The 16,993-nt window shown below is 46.2% G+C and carries 8 protein-coding genes, 2 tRNA genes and 3 rRNA genes; 9 read left to right on the top strand and 4 right to left on the bottom strand.

Annotated elements, in window-relative coordinates; all coding sequences use genetic code 11:
* The first annotated feature begins 43 nt into the window (after positions 1 to 43).
* From BSQ33_RS07670 to BSQ33_RS07650, 5 genes are all read left to right on the top strand, one after another.
* Positions 44 to 1,585, top strand: a 16S ribosomal RNA gene (locus tag BSQ33_RS07670).
* A 63-nt stretch (positions 1,586 to 1,648) separates the two neighbouring features.
* Positions 1,649 to 1,724, top strand: a tRNA-Ala gene (locus BSQ33_RS07665).
* A 300-nt stretch (positions 1,725 to 2,024) separates the two neighbouring features.
* Positions 2,025 to 4,914: ribosomal RNA gene (locus BSQ33_RS07660) — 23S ribosomal RNA — on the top strand.
* A 79-nt stretch (positions 4,915 to 4,993) separates the two neighbouring features.
* Positions 4,994 to 5,109, top strand: a 5S ribosomal RNA gene (gene rrf / locus BSQ33_RS07655).
* Together the 16S, 23S and 5S rRNA genes with 2 tRNA genes alongside form the textbook arrangement of a ribosomal RNA operon.
* 91 nt (positions 5,110 to 5,200) lie before the next feature.
* A tRNA-Asp gene (locus BSQ33_RS07650) sits at positions 5,201 to 5,277 on the top strand.
* A 584-nt stretch (positions 5,278 to 5,861) separates the two neighbouring features.
* On the opposite strand, the gene glnG is transcribed toward BSQ33_RS07650, so the two are convergent.
* From glnG to glnA, 3 genes are all read right to left on the bottom strand, one after another.
* Positions 5,862 to 7,265 carry a nitrogen regulation protein NR(I) gene (gene glnG / locus BSQ33_RS07640; RefSeq protein ID WP_021021717.1) on the bottom strand — a complete coding sequence of 468 codons (1,404 nt, stop codon included), beginning with the start codon at positions 7,263 to 7,265 and terminating at the stop codon, positions 5,862 to 5,864.
* Positions 7,266 to 7,373: 108 nt separating this feature from the next.
* The gene (glnL, locus tag BSQ33_RS07635) at positions 7,374 to 8,423 is read right to left on the bottom strand and encodes a nitrogen regulation protein NR(II) (RefSeq protein WP_021021716.1); all 1,050 of its coding nucleotides are present in this window, start codon (positions 8,421 to 8,423) and stop codon (positions 7,374 to 7,376) included.
* Between the two features lie 316 nt (positions 8,424 to 8,739).
* Positions 8,740 to 10,149, bottom strand: coding sequence for a glutamate--ammonia ligase (gene glnA / locus BSQ33_RS07630; RefSeq protein WP_021021715.1), 1,410 nt, complete (start codon positions 10,147 to 10,149; stop codon positions 8,740 to 8,742).
* A gap of 542 nt (positions 10,150 to 10,691) precedes the next feature.
* Between glnA and typA the strand changes: the two genes are divergently transcribed.
* The 4 genes from typA (at position 10,692) to BSQ33_RS07610 (ending at position 15,000) form a co-directional block, all read left to right on the top strand.
* Positions 10,692 to 12,521 carry a translational GTPase TypA gene (typA, locus tag BSQ33_RS07625; protein WP_021021714.1) on the top strand — a complete coding sequence of 610 codons (1,830 nt, stop codon included), beginning with the start codon at positions 10,692 to 10,694 and terminating at the stop codon, positions 12,519 to 12,521.
* Between the two features lie 222 nt (positions 12,522 to 12,743).
* Positions 12,744 to 13,655 (top strand): virulence factor BrkB family protein, encoded by a 912-nt coding sequence (locus BSQ33_RS07620; RefSeq protein ID WP_232471973.1) that lies wholly within the window; start codon positions 12,744 to 12,746, stop codon positions 13,653 to 13,655.
* Entirely contained in the window at positions 13,627 to 14,061 is a 435-nt protein-coding gene (dtd, locus tag BSQ33_RS07615) for a D-aminoacyl-tRNA deacylase (protein ID WP_021021712.1), read from the top strand. The genes BSQ33_RS07620 and dtd overlap by 29 nt, the downstream gene beginning before the upstream one ends.
* Before the next feature lie 21 nt (positions 14,062 to 14,082).
* Positions 14,083 to 15,000 carry a bifunctional GNAT family N-acetyltransferase/hotdog fold thioesterase gene (locus tag BSQ33_RS07610; RefSeq protein WP_021021711.1) on the top strand — a complete coding sequence of 306 codons (918 nt, stop codon included), beginning with the start codon at positions 14,083 to 14,085 and terminating at the stop codon, positions 14,998 to 15,000.
* Here BSQ33_RS07610 and BSQ33_RS07605 read toward each other — a convergent pair.
* Positions 14,986 to 16,914: an AsmA family protein gene (locus BSQ33_RS07605; protein ID WP_088133771.1), complete on the bottom strand. Its 1,929-nt coding sequence runs from the start codon at positions 16,912 to 16,914 to the stop codon at positions 14,986 to 14,988. The two genes, BSQ33_RS07610 and BSQ33_RS07605, sit on opposite strands and share 15 nt — an antisense overlap.
* Between the last annotated feature and the right edge of the window lie 79 nt (positions 16,915 to 16,993).

Genomic DNA, 16,993 nt, shown 5'->3' with positions numbered 1-16,993 from the left:
AAGCAGTATTCATTGAGCCGACACTTCGGTGTCACAAAAACTTTAATTGAAGAGTTTGATCATGGCTCAGATTGAACGCTGGCGGCAGGCCTAACACATGCAAGTCGAGCGGTAACAGAAAGAAGCTTGCTTCTTTGCTGACGAGCGGCGGACGGGTGAGTAAAGCCTGGGAAATTGCCCTGATGTGGGGGATAACCATTGGAAACGATGGCTAATACCGCATAATGTCTACGGACCAAAGAGGGGGACCTTCGGGCCTCTCGCGTCGGGATATGCCCAGGTGGGATTAGCTAGTTGGTGAGGTAAGGGCTCACCAAGGCGACGATCTCTAGCTGGTCTGAGAGGATGATCAGCCACACTGGAACTGAGACACGGTCCAGACTCCTACGGGAGGCAGCAGTGGGGAATATTGCACAATGGGCGCAAGCCTGATGCAGCCATGCCGCGTGTATGAAGAAGGCCTTCGGGTTGTAAAGTACTTTCAGCAGTGAGGAAGGATGTAGCTTTAATAGAGTTACATTTTGACGTTAGCTGCAGAAGAAGCACCGGCTAACTCCGTGCCAGCAGCCGCGGTAATACGGAGGGTGCGAGCGTTAATCGGAATTACTGGGCGTAAAGCGCATGCAGGTGGTTTTTTAAGTCAGATGTGAAAGCCCGGGGCTTAACCCCGGAGTTGCATTTGAAACTGGGAGGCTAGAGTACTGTAGAGGGGGGTAGAATTTCAGGTGTAGCGGTGAAATGCGTAGAGATCTGAAGGAATACCGGTGGCGAAGGCGGCCCCCTGGACAGATACTGACACTCAGATGCGAAAGCGTGGGGAGCAAACAGGATTAGATACCCTGGTAGTCCACGCCGTAAACGATGTCTACTTGGAGGTTGTGGCCTTGAGCCGTGGCTTTCGGAGCTAACGCGTTAAGTAGACCGCCTGGGGAGTACGGTCGCAAGATTAAAACTCAAATGAATTGACGGGGGCCCGCACAAGCGGTGGAGCATGTGGTTTAATTCGATGCAACGCGAAGAACCTTACCTACTCTTGACATCCAGAGAAGCCGGAAGAGATTCTGGTGTGCCTTCGGGAGCTCTGAGACAGGTGCTGCATGGCTGTCGTCAGCTCGTGTTGTGAAATGTTGGGTTAAGTCCCGCAACGAGCGCAACCCTTATCCTTGATTGCCAGCACTTCGGGTGGGAACTTCAGGGAGACTGCCGGTGATAAACCGGAGGAAGGTGGGGACGACGTCAAGTCATCATGGCCCTTACGAGTAGGGCTACACACGTGCTACAATGGCGTATACAGAGGGCAGCCAACTTGCGAAAGTGAGCGAATCCCAAAAAGTACGTCGTAGTCCGGATTGGAGTCTGCAACTCGACTCCATGAAGTCGGAATCGCTAGTAATCGTGGATCAGAATGCCACGGTGAATACGTTCCCGGGCCTTGTACACACCGCCCGTCACACCATGGGAGTGGGCTGCAAAAGAAGCAGGTAGTTTAACCTTCGGGAGGACGCTTGCCACTTTGTGGTTCATGACTGGGGTGAAGTCGTAACAAGGTAGCGCTAGGGGAACCTGGCGCTGGATCACCTCCTTACGAAAAGATATTTGAGATGAGTGTCCACACAGATTGACTTGGTTTATAAGCAAAGAGAGTTATGGGGCTATAGCTCAGCTGGGAGAGCGCTTGCATGGCATGCAAGAGGTCTGCGGTTCGATCCCGCATAGCTCCACCATCTTTAAGGGTTTTTAAGACAGAATCTTTAAAAATGGTTTTGTAATATACAAAATCTTTGCTCTTTAACAATTTGGAAAGCTGACAAAATAATGTGTGTTTCTTTGGAAACAGACGATTATTTGTAAAAGTTCTCAATCCTTTCTCGAAAGAGAAAGACCAACACAATCAAGTGTTCTTGGAATGACACGATTTAGTGTCTATTCAATTGAGTCCGGCAAAACCAGTCTCTCACTCATGTAAAATAATGAGAGACACCTAGGTTGCTGATAATGCAGCTCGAAACTTCTTCGGGTTGTATGGTTAAGTGACTAAGCGTACACGGTGGATGCCTTGGCAGTCAGAGGCGATGAAGGACGTACTAACTTGCGATAAGCGTAGATGAGGCAGTAAGAGCCACTTGAGTCTACGATTTCCGAATGGGGAAACCCACATGCAGCAGCATGTATCATCAGGTGAATACATAGCCTGATGAGGCGAACCGGGAGAACTGAAACATCTAAGTACCCCGAGGAAAAGAAATCAACCGAGATTCCGAAAGTAGCGGCGAGCGAAATCGGAGTAGCCCTTAAGCTTTTACAGCGTTAGGTGAAGTGTCTGGAAAGGCACGCGATAGAGGGTGATAGCCCCGTAACCGAAGGCGTTGTTTAAGTGAAAACGAGTAAGGCGGGACACGTGATATCCTGTCTGAAGATGGGGGGACCATCCTCCAAGGCTAAATACTCCTGACTGACCGATAGTGAACCAGTACCGTGAGGGAAAGGCGAAAAGAACCCCTGTGAGGGGAGTGAAATAGAACCTGAAACCGTGTACGTACAAGCAGTAGGAGCACCTTCGTGGTGTGACTGCGTACCTTTTGTATAATGGGTCAGCGACTTATATTCAGTGGCAAGGTTAACCGATTAGGGGAGCCGTAGCGAAAGCGAGTGTTAACTGCGCGTTTAGTCTCTGGATATAGACCCGAAACCGAGTGATCTAGCCATGGGCAGGTTGAAGGTTGAGTAACATCAACTGGAGGACCGAACCGACTAATGTTGAAAAATTAGCGGATGACTTGTGGCTAGGGGTGAAAGGCCAATCAAACTCGGAGATAGCTGGTTCTCCCCGAAAGCTATTTAGGTAGCGCCTCGGACGAATACTACTGGGGGTAGAGCACTGTTAAGGCTAGGGGGTCATCCCGACTTACCAACCCTTTGCAAACTCCGAATACCAGTAAGTACTATCCGGGAGACACACGGCGGGTGCTAACGTCCGTCGTGGAGAGGGAAACAACCCAGACCGCCAGCTAAGGTCCCAAATTACAGCTAAGTGGGAAACGATGTGGGAAGGCTCAGACAGCTAGGATGTTGGCTTAGAAGCAGCCATCATTTAAAGAAAGCGTAATAGCTCACTAGTCGAGTCGGCCTGCGCGGAAGATGTAACGGGGCTAAGCTGTAAACCGAAGCTGCGGCAATGCGATTTATCGCATTGGGTAGGGGAGCGTTCTGTAAGCCGTTGAAGGTGTGTTGTAAAGCATGCTGGAGGTATCAGAAGTGCGAATGCTGACATGAGTAACGACAAGGGGGGTGAAAAACCTCCCCGCCGGAAGACCAAGGGTTCCTGTCCAACGTTAATCGGGGCAGGGTAAGTCGACCCCTAAGGCGAGGCTGAAAAGCGTAGTCGATGGGAAACGGGTTAATATTCCCGTACTTGTTGTGAATGCGATGGGGGGACGGAGAAGGCTAGGTGGGCCTGGCGACGGTCGTCCAGGTTCAAGTGCGTAGGCTGTGGGATTAGGCAAATCCGGTCCCACAATAGGCTGAGACACGATGTCGAGCATCTACGGATGTGAAGTCATTGATGCCATGCTTCCGGGAAAAGCCTCTAAGCTTCAGTTCACAAGAAATCGTACCCCAAACCGACACAGGTGGTCGGGTAGAGAATACCAAGGCGCTTGAGAGAACTCGGGTGAAGGAACTAGGCAAAATGGTACCGTAACTTCGGGAGAAGGTACGCTCTTGACGGTGAAGTCCCTCGCGGATGGAGCTATTGAGAGTCGCAGATACCAGGTGGCTGCAACTGTTTATTAAAAACACAGCACTGTGCAAAATCGTAAGATGACGTATACGGTGTGACGCCTGCCCGGTGCCGGAAGGTTAATTGATGGGGTTAGACTTAGGTCGAAGCTCTTGATCGAAGCCCCGGTAAACGGCGGCCGTAACTATAACGGTCCTAAGGTAGCGAAATTCCTTGTCGGGTAAGTTCCGACCTGCACGAATGGCGTAATGATGGCCACGCTGTCTCCACCCGAGACTCAGTGAAATTGAAATCGCTGTGAAGATGCAGTGTACCCGCGGCTAGACGGAAAGACCCCGTGAACCTTTACTACAGCTTGGCACTGAACATTGAGCCTACATGTGTAGGATAGGTGGGAGGCTTTGAAGCAGTCACGCTAGTGATTGTGGAGCCGACCTTGAAATACCACCCTTGTATGTTTGATGTTCTAACTTGGCCCCGTTATCCGGGGTGAGGACAGTGCCTGGTGGGTAGTTTGACTGGGGCGGTCTCCTCCCAAAGAGTAACGGAGGAGCACGAAGGTGGGCTAATCACGGTTGGACATCGTGAGGTTAGTGCAATGGCATAAGCCCGCTTAACTGCGAGAGTGACGGCTCGAGCAGGTGCGAAAGCAGGTCATAGTGATCCGGTGGTTCTGAATGGAAGGGCCATCGCTCAACGGATAAAAGGTACTCCGGGGATAACAGGCTGATACCGCCCAAGAGTTCATATCGACGGCGGTGTTTGGCACCTCGATGTCGGCTCATCACATCCTGGGGCTGAAGTCGGTCCCAAGGGTATGGCTGTTCGCCATTTAAAGTGGTACGCGAGCTGGGTTTAGAACGTCGTGAGACAGTTCGGTCCCTATCTGCCGTGGGCGTTGGAGAATTGAAAGGGGCTGCTCCTAGTACGAGAGGACCGGAGTGGACGAACCTCTGGTGTTCGGGTTGTGATGCCAATCGCATTGCCCGGTAGCTAAGTTCGGAATCGATAACCGCTGAAAGCATCTAAGCGGGAAGCGAGCCTTGAGATGAGTTCTCCCTGGCGCTTAAAGCGTCCTGAAGGGTTGTTCGAGACTAGAACGTTGATAGGCAGGGTGTGTAAGCGCTGTGAGGCGTTGAGCTAACCTGTACTAATTGCCCGTGAGACTTAACCATACAACACCGAAGGGGTTTTAGGGCTCATAAGAGACTTGATTGTGTAGAGAGAATCAGCTTTTCGAATTGAAAGAATTTGCTTGGCGACGATAGCGTTTTGGACCCACCTGATTCCATGCCGAACTCAGACGTGAAACGAAACAGCGCCGATGGTAGTGTGGGGTCTCCCCATGTGAGAGTAGGACATCGCCAGGCTTACTTCCTTGTTTTCAGATTTTGAAAAATCTGAAGGCAAAACTAAATAAAGCATCTAATCAATAAGACTTTATTTGGTAAAAAATTGAGTGGAGCGGTAGTTCAGTTGGTTAGAATACCGGCCTGTCACGCCGGGGGTCGCGGGTTCGAGTCCCGTCCGCTCCGCCACTTATTTTGAAACCTTGGTCGTTGATACCAAGGTTTTTTTGTATCTGGCGAATAGAGCCCCATTCTTACGTCTCATCAACAGTCCGAGTGGCACGGTCGTTCAGTGGGTTAGCCTTCTTTTTAAAAACAGCGACCTGTCACGCTGGCGTGAGGCAATCGCGGGTTCGAGTCCCGTCCGCTTATCCGTAAAGGGAAGGCCACTTATTTGAAACCTTGGTCGTGATACCAAGGTTTTTTGTATCTGGCGTAAAGACCGATTCCTATTGTTTCATCAACAGTCCAAGTGGCGCGGTCGTTCAGTGGGTTAGCCTTCTTTTTAAAAACGGCGGCCTGTCACGCTGCCGTGAGGCAATCGCGGGTTCGAATCCCTGTAAAGAGATGGCTTCTTCGCCAACTCCCCTTTTCGTTATAGCCCTTACAAAATGGAATGAATCATTTGCCTTCGTTTACGCACTAAGCAGCATTTGGCAATATATGACTCATCGAGTTGAGGTAACTGCGAGCGAGCTATATTGCTATTGGGAAAGCAATAGCAATATAGTCACTGAAGCCGATTTTTTGTTCTCACAAAAAATGAGTGATGTTTAGTAAAGTTCCTTTAATTTTCGAGTCAATGTATTTCGCCCCCACCCCAGTACTTTTGCTGCATCTTGTTTATGTCCATTGGTATGATTTAACGCAGCTTCTAAAAGGATTCGCTCAAATTCTGGTAAAGCATAGGATAAAAGATCAGTTTCACCTGCTGACAATGCTGTTCTTGCCCACGCGTCCAATTGTTTCTGCCAACTGGAATCATGGTCGAATTCAACATTTTTCTTTTCTGACAACAGTTCTGAGGGTAAGTCATTGGGAAGAACTTCTGTACCACTTGCCATGACTGTTAGCCAACGGCACATATTTTCTAACTGGCGAACATTACCCGCCCAATCGAGACGATTCAGGATCTCCAATGATTTGGGATGCAGTGTTTTCATTTCCACACCGAGCTCCTTGGCCGCAAGTGCTAGAAAATGTTTAGTTAGCTTTTCGATGTCTTGCCGACGCTCTCTGAGTGCAGGAATTTGAATTCTAATGACGTTTAAGCGATGAAATAGATCTTCCCGAAACTTACCCTGATGAACCAGTTTCTCGAGGTTCTGATGCGTTGCAGCAACAATTCGAACATCTACTTTGATGGCTGAATGCCCACCAACACGATAAAATTGCCCATCAGCCAGCACACGTAGCAATCTCGTTTGAATATCGAGTGGCATGTCACCTATTTCATCCAGAAATAATGTTCCGCCATTCGCTTGTTCAAAGCGACCTTGTCTGACATTGTTTGCACCGGTAAATGCTCCTTTTTCATGGCCGAACAACTCTGATTCAATCAAGTCTTTCGGAATTGCGGCCATATTTAAGGCAATAAACGGCTTCTGCGCCCGTGGACTATGTCGATGTAAAGCATGAGCGACTAGTTCTTTCCCTGTTCCTGATTCACCATTGATTAATACAGAAATTGAAGAACGTGAAAGACGTCCGATGGCCCTGAATACTTCTTGCATGGCCGGAGCTTCACCAATAATCTCAGGAGTATCATCTGTATGTGTCAGGCGTCCCGACTGATCTTTTCGCTGCTCTTGACCATGAGCAATGGCGCGTTCAACCAACGTGAGTGTTTCATCGACATCAAAAGGCTTGGGGAGGTATTCAAAAGCGCCTTTTTGATAGGCGTTTACTGCGGCATCTAGATCAGAATGAGCCGTCATAATGATGACAGGAAGCTCGGGTGAGCGGGAGTGGACTTGATGTAATAGCTCGATACCATCGATACCGGGCATACGTATGTCGGATACTAATACGTCAGGAGATTCTCTTTCCAGAGCCATCAGAACACTTTCTGCATCAGAGAAAGTTTCACATTTAATGTTGGCTGAAGACAGGGTTTTTTCCATCACCCATCGAATAGAGCTATCGTCATCGACAACCCATACGTATCCTTTACTCATAATCAGTATTCCTTAAACAGCATCTGTCACTAACGTTCGCTAAGTGTTAAAAATTTTGTTCCATAAATGGTTCGTTCATTGGTTCTATCATTGAACGGAGCATCATGATTAATTTATCGGTAGATAGATGGTGAAAACGGTCCGTCCCGGCCAGCTTTCAACCTCGATCTTGCCATTATGTTGATCGATTAAATTTTGAGAAATCGATAATCCTAGTCCGCTACCACCTTCTCTTCCGCTGACCATTGGATAGAAGAGCGTATCTTGCAACTCGTTGGGAATTCCCGGTCCGTTATCAATGATTTCAATTCGGGCCACAAGCTTGTGCCGCTGTCCATGAATATTGGCTTGATGCACTGTTCTGGTGCGGAGTGTAATTTTACCATGTTGTTGTGAGGACAAAATTTGTGCAGCATTACTAACAATATTCAGTAGTGCCTGTTCAATTTGATCCATATCCATCATGAGATTGGGTAAACTTGGGTCATAATCGCGTTCAATCACAAGGTGAGAACGAGCATCGAGTTCGACCAATTGACGGACCTTCTCGAGAATTAAGTGTAAGTTTTCAGATCTTTTCTTCCCGGGTTTCTGGGGCCCAAGGAGTCTATCAACCAAAGATCGAAGTCGGTCAGCCTGTTCAATAATAATTTGGGTGTATTCCGTCAGACTCTGATCTGGGAGCATTCTCTCTAATAATTGTGCTGCGCCTCGTAGCCCTCCCAGTGGATTCTTAATCTCATGGGCCAATCCTCGCACGAGTAACTTCGCAGCCTGTTGTTGGGCATGTTGGTTTAATTCCTGGCTCAAACGGCGCTGTTGACCGATTTTCCTCATCTCAACTAATAGCATTAATTTCTTTTGCCAAGTTAACGGGCTAACCGTGACTTCTAGCATTAGGGGTTTACCATCGACGACAAATGTTACGTCACTATCGGTAATACTTTGGCCGCTCTGTAATGGTTGTGAGAGGAGCGCGAGGTCAAGAGATGCATGTTGAATTAAATTGGATAGAGGTTGATTGATAATCCGCTTGGCACTTTGTGAGAATAGCTGCTCTGCTGAAGGGTTCGCATAGCGGACGCATAAAGACTCATCCAGTATCAATGTGGATGTCACAATATTGTTCAATATTGTTGTACTAAGTTCACTACTCATGAGTGGTCACCATGTTCCAAAATGACGCATTGCACAAAAATGGTGCGTTAATAGAATGAGTATGGCTAACTAAGGGATAAATACAAGTCTCTCTTCTTTGAAATCAGTCAGATCAACAGCGTTTTGAGTCCAATTTCACGACAGCTGTAGCCATGGTTTATTACATTAAATATGAATGCAATTATCTTGCCCGATATGCGCTTTGTTTGTGCGGTTTACGAAAGGATTTATAATGATATTTCAATAAGTAATCGTCAGTTGGTGTAAAAAAGCCCGCCAAAGGGCGGGCCTGATCATTTTGGTATGAAATATGGACTTATACAGAGTAGTACATGTCGAATTCAAGTGGGTGAGTCGTCATATTGATGCGAGTTACATCATCTGATTTCAGAGCAATATAAGAATCGATGAAATCATCAGAGAATACGCCACCCGCAGTCAAGAATTCACGATCTGCATCCAAAGCTTCCAATGCTTGTTGGAAAGACTCTGCAACCGTTGGAATTTGTGCTGCTTCTTCTGCTGGCAGGTCATACAGGTCTTTATCTGCTGAATCTCCAGGGTGAATCTTGTTCTTAATTCCGTCTAGACCAGCCATCAGCATCGCAGCGAAAGCCAAATATGGGTTGGCTGTTGGGTCAGGGAATCGAACTTCGATACGACGTCCTTTAGGACTTGGCACGACAGGAATACGGATTGATGCACTGCGGTTACGAGCAGAGTAAGCAAGCATAACTGGTGCTTCGAATCCTGGAACCAAACGCTTGTATGAGTTTGTTGAAGCATTCGCGAATGCGTTGATTGCACGAGCATGTTTGATGATACCACCAATGTAGAACAATGCTGTTTCAGACAAACCGCCGTACTTATCACCAGCAAATAGGTTAACACCATCTTTTGCCAGAGATTGGTGACAATGCATACCAGAACCGTTGTCGCCGACAAGTGGTTTCGGCATGAAAGTCGCAGTTTTACCAAATGCATGAGCAACGTTATGAACAACGTACTTATAGATTTGGATCTCATCTGCTTTCAGTGTCATGGTGTTGAAACGGCAAGCAATTTCGTTCTGACCTGCGGTTGCGACTTCGTGGTGGTGTGCTTCAACAACCAGTCCCATCTCTTCCATAATCAGACACATCGCACTACGGATGTCCTGAGATGAGTCAACAGGAGCAACAGGGAAGTAACCCCCTTTAACGCCTGGACGGTGACCTTTGTTTCCGCCCTCGATCTCTGATCCTGTGTTCCATGCAGCTTCTATGTCATCGATTTTGTAGAAAGAACCGGACATGTTAGTTGAGTATTTTACATCGTCAAACAGGAAGAATTCTGGTTCAGGACCGAATAACACAGTGTCCGCGATACCTGTAGAACGCATATATTCTTCAGCGCGTTGTGCAATCGAACGTGGGTCACGATCGTAGCCTTGCATAGTTGCCGGCTCTAAAATGTCACAACGGATATTTAATGTGGAGTCTTCTGTAAATGGGTCTAAAACAGCAGTTGAGGCATCTGGCATCAGGACCATGTCAGATTCGTTAATTCCTTTCCAGCCGGCAATAGATGAACCATCAAACATTTTACCTTCTTCGAAGAAGTCAGCATCGATTTGGTGAGCAGGAATAGAAACGTGTTGCTCTTTACCCTTTGTATCTGTAAAGCGTAAATCAACAAACTTAACTTCGTTTTCTTGGATCAGCGATAGAACATTTTCTACTGACATCTTGGACAACCTCCAGTGTTAAAAAATCGGTAAAAGCTCGACTTGGTTTAAGCATCAATTAACTTTGTGTTTATCACGTTAACTAAAGCTAAAACTTTACTAGCCAAAATCGTGCCATGATTAAAAATCCTTTTAATTCAATGTCTTAATAAGATAACGAGCTTTCAATTATCAATCATTGCACTAAAATGATTTGCGCATTGCACTAATATGGTGCGTTTAAATTTCAGTTGCACCAATAGTTGTCAACCGCTTCTCTATTCAGCCCTATGAGTAGGCAATTTGTCAAATAGCATTTGATTGTTTTTTCTGCTTTCTGCTCGTGAAAAGTTGTGATCTCAACTATTTCTGAACGTGATGGATTCCAAAGACTAAACTCTAGAAGAGTGACTTAATGTACGAATAGAAGAAATAAGCCTGTTTTAGATCACATATTTCTGGGCATTTCTTCAAAATCTGGTACATTATTGAGCGTTTTTTTTATCCCGAAATCCAGTTACATCAAAGAACGGGAATTGAACTTTTACAATGATGATGAATCCATGACAACACCACAGATTGATAAACTAAGAAATATTGCGATCATTGCGCACGTTGACCACGGTAAAACGACCTTGGTTGATAAGCTATTACAACAATCCGGAACTTTACAGTCTCGCGGTGAAGTTGAAGAACGAGTCATGGACTCGAATGATATTGAGAAAGAGCGTGGAATTACAATCCTAGCGAAGAATACAGCGATTAACTGGCACGATTACCATATCAATATCGTTGACACCCCTGGACACGCGGACTTCGGTGGTGAAGTTGAGCGTATTATGTCTATGGTTGACTCTGTTCTGCTTATTGTTGATGCCGTTGATGGCCCAATGCCACAAACTCGTTTCGTTACTCAAAAAGCCTTTGCACATGGTTTGAAACCGATTGTGGTTATCAACAAGATTGACCGGCCAGGCGCTCGCCCTGATTGGGTCATGGATCAAGTATTTGACCTGTTTGATAATCTCGGTGCGTCGGATGAGCAGTTAGACTTCCAGGTGGTTTACGCATCGGCACTAAATGGTTGGGCTTCGCTAGAAGAAGGCGAAACGGGCGAGAATATGGAACCCCTTTTCCAAACCATTGTTGATAATGTCGATTCTCCTAATGTTGATCTTGATGGGGCGTTGCAAATGCAAATCTCCCAGCTGGATTATAGCTCTTATGTTGGTGTTATCGGTGTTGGCCGAGTCACTCGCGGAACCGTCAAAGCAAACCAGCAAGTGAGCGTTATTGGTGCAGACGGTAAGAAGAGAAACGGTAAGGTCGGGACGGTTCTGGGGTATCTGGGGCTTGAGCGACACGAAGTTGAGCGGGCGACTGCTGGTGACATCGTTGCGATTACCGGTCTGGGTGAACTGAAAATTTCAGACACGATTTGTGATGTAAACAACGTCGAAGCATTGCCGGCACTTTCGGTTGATGAGCCGACGGTCACGATGACTTTCCAAGTGAATACTTCACCGTTTGCCGGTAAAGAAGGGAAGTTTGTTACATCTCGTAATATTCTGGAGCGTTTGGAAAAAGAGTTGGTTCATAATGTGGCACTACGCGTTGAGCAAACTGACGATCCAGACAAATTCAGAGTGTCCGGTCGTGGTGAATTGCATTTATCGATTTTGATCGAGAATATGCGTCGTGAAGGCTTTGAACTCGCGGTTTCTCGTCCTGAAGTTATTCTGAAAGAAGAGAATGGCCAACTGCTTGAACCTTTTGAAGTGGTGACTATTGATGTGATGGAAGAGCATCAAGGTGGCATCATGGAAAATATTGGTGTACGTAAAGGTGAATTGAAAGATATGTCACCGGATGGCAAAGGTCGGGTTCGGATGGACTTTGCGATGCCTTCTCGTGGCTTAATCGGTTTCCAAACAGAGTTTATGACGCTGACTTCTGGTTCAGGCCTGCTTTACCATACTTTTGATCATTATGGTCCACATAAAGGTGGTTCTATTGGTCAACGCAATAATGGTGTGTTGATTTCTAATGCAACGGGTAAAGCACTGACTTACGCATTGTTTAACTTACAAGAACGTGGACGTTTATTTGCTGAACACGCTGATGAAGTTTATGAAGGGCAAGTTATTGGTATTCATAACCGTTCAAATGATTTAACTGTAAACTGTTTGAAAGGTAAGCAACTGACCAACGTTCGCGCTTCTGGTACTGATGAAGCACAGGTTCTGTCCCCTGCGATTAAATTCACACTAGAGCAAGCGATAGAATTTATCGATGATGATGAGCTGGTTGAAGTGACGCCTGCGAGCATCCGAATTCGTAAGAGACATCTTACTGAAAATGATCGTAAAAGAGCGTATCGCGGTGGAAAGTAAGTCTTTATAGACTGATGATGTAATGAAGGCGGAACATTGTTTCCGCCTTTTTTTATCAGCGGGATGAGATATAGTCACTCGGTGAATATCCTGCTAATCTAAATGCATATTCTTGCGCAATTGATATAAGAAAAGGGATAAAATTATTCCTTTTCTTATATCATCTTTAAAACAACAATGTTGTTATCTATAAAACCACCGTGTGCTGATGAGGTCTCTGTGTTGAATACAAAACAAATCATCGATACTGGCGTTGTTTTTTCCCGATATTTATGGCGTCGGGTGACTCATGATCGAATTCAGGTCAATGCGGGATATCTGGCATATATCTCGTTGTTGTCATTCGTTCCGATGGTGGCGGTTTTACTCTCAGTCTTATCTGCGTTCTCTGCTTTTAATGATGCCGGGGAAATCATTCAAACATTTGTTATTACCCATTTCTTGCCGGCTGCTGGTGAAGCGGTTAATCAGGCGCTGCATGACTTTGTATCAAATACGAGCAAAATGACAGCGTTAGGGGGATTATTTCTATTTGTCGTTGCACTGACGCTGATTTCTAATATTGATAAAATGTTGAATTACATCTGGCGGGTTGATCAGAAGCGTCGCTGGGTTTTCTCCTTTTCAATGTATTGGATGGTTTTAACGTTAGGCCCGCTTCTGGTTGGGGCGAGTCTTGCTGTAACATCCTACATGACGTCACTGAACTTGGTTTCCAATGAAACCTTTCATGGATTTTCTCAGTGGGTACTCAGAAGGCTGCCATTCTTACTCTCGTTTGCTGCATTTACCGGGTTGTATGTCCTTGTTCCGAATAAAAAAGTGAAGTTGGGTCATGCTCTGTCAGGGGCGCTGGTTGCCGCGTTACTGTTTGAAATCAGTAAAGCGGGGTTTGCTGCCTATATTACACACTTTCCATCTTATCAGCTTATATACGGGGCATTAGCCGCGATTCCGATTCTCTTTATCTGGGTATATTTTTCTTGGTTGATTGTCCTATTGGGCGCTGAAGTAACTGCCGCTCTGGGTGAATATGAATCTTGGCAAGCAGACATGCTAACATCTGAGCAATTGGCTGATAATAATGGAGAAAAAGGAAGACATTGTGATCGCACTGATTCAGAGAGTAAGTGAAGCATCCGTCACTGTGGATGGCTCGGTTGTAGGAAATATTGGACAAGGATTGCTGGTATTGTTAGGGGTAGAAAAAGATGATGATGAGGCTAAGGCTAAACGTCTGGTTGAACGGGTGACGACCTACCGGGTATTTGAAGATGAACAGGGGAAGATGAATCTCAATGTTCAACAAATCGGAGGCAAAGTTTTAGTGGTTTCACAGTTTACATTACCGGCAGATACGAAAAAGGGAACACGCGCTGGATTTTCTCGTGGTGCGGCACCAGCAGATGCTGAGCGTTTGTACGATTATTTCGCTGAGCAATGTGCAAGCATTCTTCCTACGGAGAGAGGACGCTTTGCTGCGGATATGAAAGTGGCGTTGGTCAATGATGGACCCGTGACCTTCTGGTTACAGGTTTAATCAATAAGATAGGGACAGTTCATGTTTAAGATTGTTAGCCCTCAGACGGAGAACCAGCTGAGTAAATACTATTTATTTCGCTGGCAAATGCTACGTGAACCATGGCATTTGCCGTTGGGATCAGAACGGGATGAATATGATCCAATGAGTCATCATCGGATGATTGTTGATAGTCGGGGACGTCCTATGGCGGTCGGCCGATTGTACATTACCCCAGACTGTGAAGGACAGATTCGTTATATGGCGGTGAAAGCGAATCGCCGGAGCCGTGGCATGGGGTCACTACTCTTGGTGACATTAGAATCACTTGCCCGTCAGGAAGGTGCGAAACGTCTGGTATGTAATGCCAGAGAAGATGCCATTGCTTTTTATGAGAAAAATGGATTTGAGCGTCGTGGTGAACTGAGTGATGAACGCGGGCCTGTCCGGCATCAGCAGATGGTGAAAACTCTTGATCCGATGGCAAATGTTCAGCGTAAACCACAGTGGTGTTCCGAGTTGCAGGAACGTTGGGAAAACCAGATCCCGATTAGTGAAAAAATGGGGATTAAGATTAATCAGTACACTGGTTATCAGTTCGAGTGTTACGCGCCGATGAATCCCAACATCAATCCGCATAACACGATGTTTGCTGGTTCCGCTTTCACCTTGGCGACATTGACTGGGTGGGGGATGGCATGGTTACTCATGCGAGAACGCAGCCTTTATGGGGACATCGTGATGGTCGATAGTCGTATTCGGTATCGGCTACCCATTTGTGATAACCCGATCGCAGTGACCTCATTAGATGATATTAGTGGTGATCTGGATCGTCTTGAGTCTGGACGTAAAGCTCGGATCATCGTCAATGTGACTGTCAGAAGTGGGGATAAACCTGCAGTTCAGTTTGTCGGAACATACATGTTGATCCCGAATTATAAGTCTTTAATTGGCCGATGAATCCGATGTGACTTGTATGGTGCCCGCTTCGGTCTGAGAGGCTGGTGGCTCAGTTTGTGATGGTTTCAGTAAATTGTAATGGATTTGTTTTTCCCCTGTTGTTACCGAGAGAGTTAACGAGCCTTTATCTGACTGAGTCAGATCCCAGCGACCACTGATGGTCGCGTTGAGATCGTTGGATTTGAGATGAATTTCAGGGACAGTGATTTTTCCCCGATCTCCGGTGATTTCCATGGTGTTCAGCATGAAGTCTTTTGGCTGAGTATGGTTATCTGGGAGCTGGAGTTGGCCATTTCTGACATCCAGATTCAATAAGCCACTTAACGTGTGATTGATAATTACAGAATCTCCGGAAAGTCCCTGAGCTGAACCGGACAGGTCAACCAGTCCTTTCATCTGGAGTGGCAGGTGCTTGAACAGATTCAGGGGAAGGCTATCCGCATCAATTGAAAACTGCCATGGAGCGCCTTTCAATCCATATTGCCACTGTCCTTTGGCGGCCAGATACCCTTTGGAGAATGGAAGAAATAGTCGATCCAGTATCCAGCGATTCTCTTGACTGTGCATTTCGACGACGCCCTGAGATACCACGAACTGCCCATAACTAAGGTTATTGACGGACATTCTTGCCGTACCCTGCCATAACCCCCACCGTTGAGCATCGAGCAGTTGTGCCTGATCGATATCTGTATTGATCCCAGATAATTGCCAATAAGGTCGATGGGCGAGTTGAATAATCTGGCTATTCCGAATTTTTAGCTGTTCCACGTTCACTTGTTTGAGTGATGGCATGAGTGACGCAAGCCAAGTGAAGTCAGGCTCAGTGTCTGACTCGATAAACATTTTCATGCTTTGTAGCTGTAAATCCCGGATGGTTACCGTCTCCGGTGTGATAGCGCCGGAGACATGGATTTGACCGTCCATGAGGGTAGAGCTAAAGTCATCGATATCTAACTGACCGGGCGTCAGGATGAGGTTGATACTGGGCTCTACCCACATCATTTCATCAAGGACAAGACTTTCTGCATCTAATGACAGTACTGCATGAGTCTGTTTCCAAAGTGCTTCAGATGCGGTCGGATGAAAATCAGTGAGTGATAAATCGAAATGATTAAGTTGAATATGTGGCATATTGAACTGGCTGTTTAACAGATCAAGTCGATCAATCTGCACGATGTGTTGTTCTATCAGATCTCTGAATTTATAAGACAATTGCTGAAACTGAGACAGAGACAAATTTAATTTGTCTGTAGTTAGGTTTTCTATTGACCAGCCTTGTCCGTTGGTTTTTCCTTGCAAGGAAAGTGAAGCGCCACGCCACGTTGCGGTCAGACTATCAATCTGACTATATTGTGCTTGATGGCGACCAGTGATGAGCAGATCAGTGAGAGTTTCTCCTTGCCACGTGACCTGAGATGCGTAGAGTTGAATGTTACCATAAGGCAGATAAGTGTTCGTTCCATGCCAAGTCGGGTTTTGAATTTGTATATTGAGCCCGTGAACCATTAGATCGTCTGTGGTTGTCATAGAAAGGTTGCGAATAGCAAGTTGGTTGATTTTGACCGTTTCTAATGGTGCTGGAAGAGATGCTTGCTCATTATCGAAGGTGATCCCATCAATGAGCACACTATCGAATGCAAGCTGCTTGAGAGTGCTTTGATGAGGATTAAGCCAAATATTCACGGTCTGGATCGGTGTCAGTTGTTGAGACAGAGTGACGTGTTCAAATTTTAGATGGAATGGATATTGGTAGCTGATTTTCTGGGCATGGAACTCAGGGAAGCCTATTTTTTGAATCGTCCATTGGGCAACAGGTGTGATATAGCGAGACTGGACAATGACGATGCCAGCGGTGATCCCTATCAGGGTGAGCAGAAGAAATATAAGGAATACCCGGATAATACCTGTTTTCATTTTTTAGGACCATTGGTTCATTCGGTCTAACAGATTGGAACAAAAATCGCTTTGCTTCAACAAAATTCGTACGATCAAA

Origin of the sequence: Vibrio gazogenes (genome assembly GCF_002196515.1) — a bacterium.
Taxonomy (GTDB): Bacteria; Pseudomonadota; Gammaproteobacteria; order Enterobacterales; family Vibrionaceae; genus Vibrio; species Vibrio gazogenes_A.
This window is presented reverse-complemented; position numbering and strand designations above follow the sequence as displayed.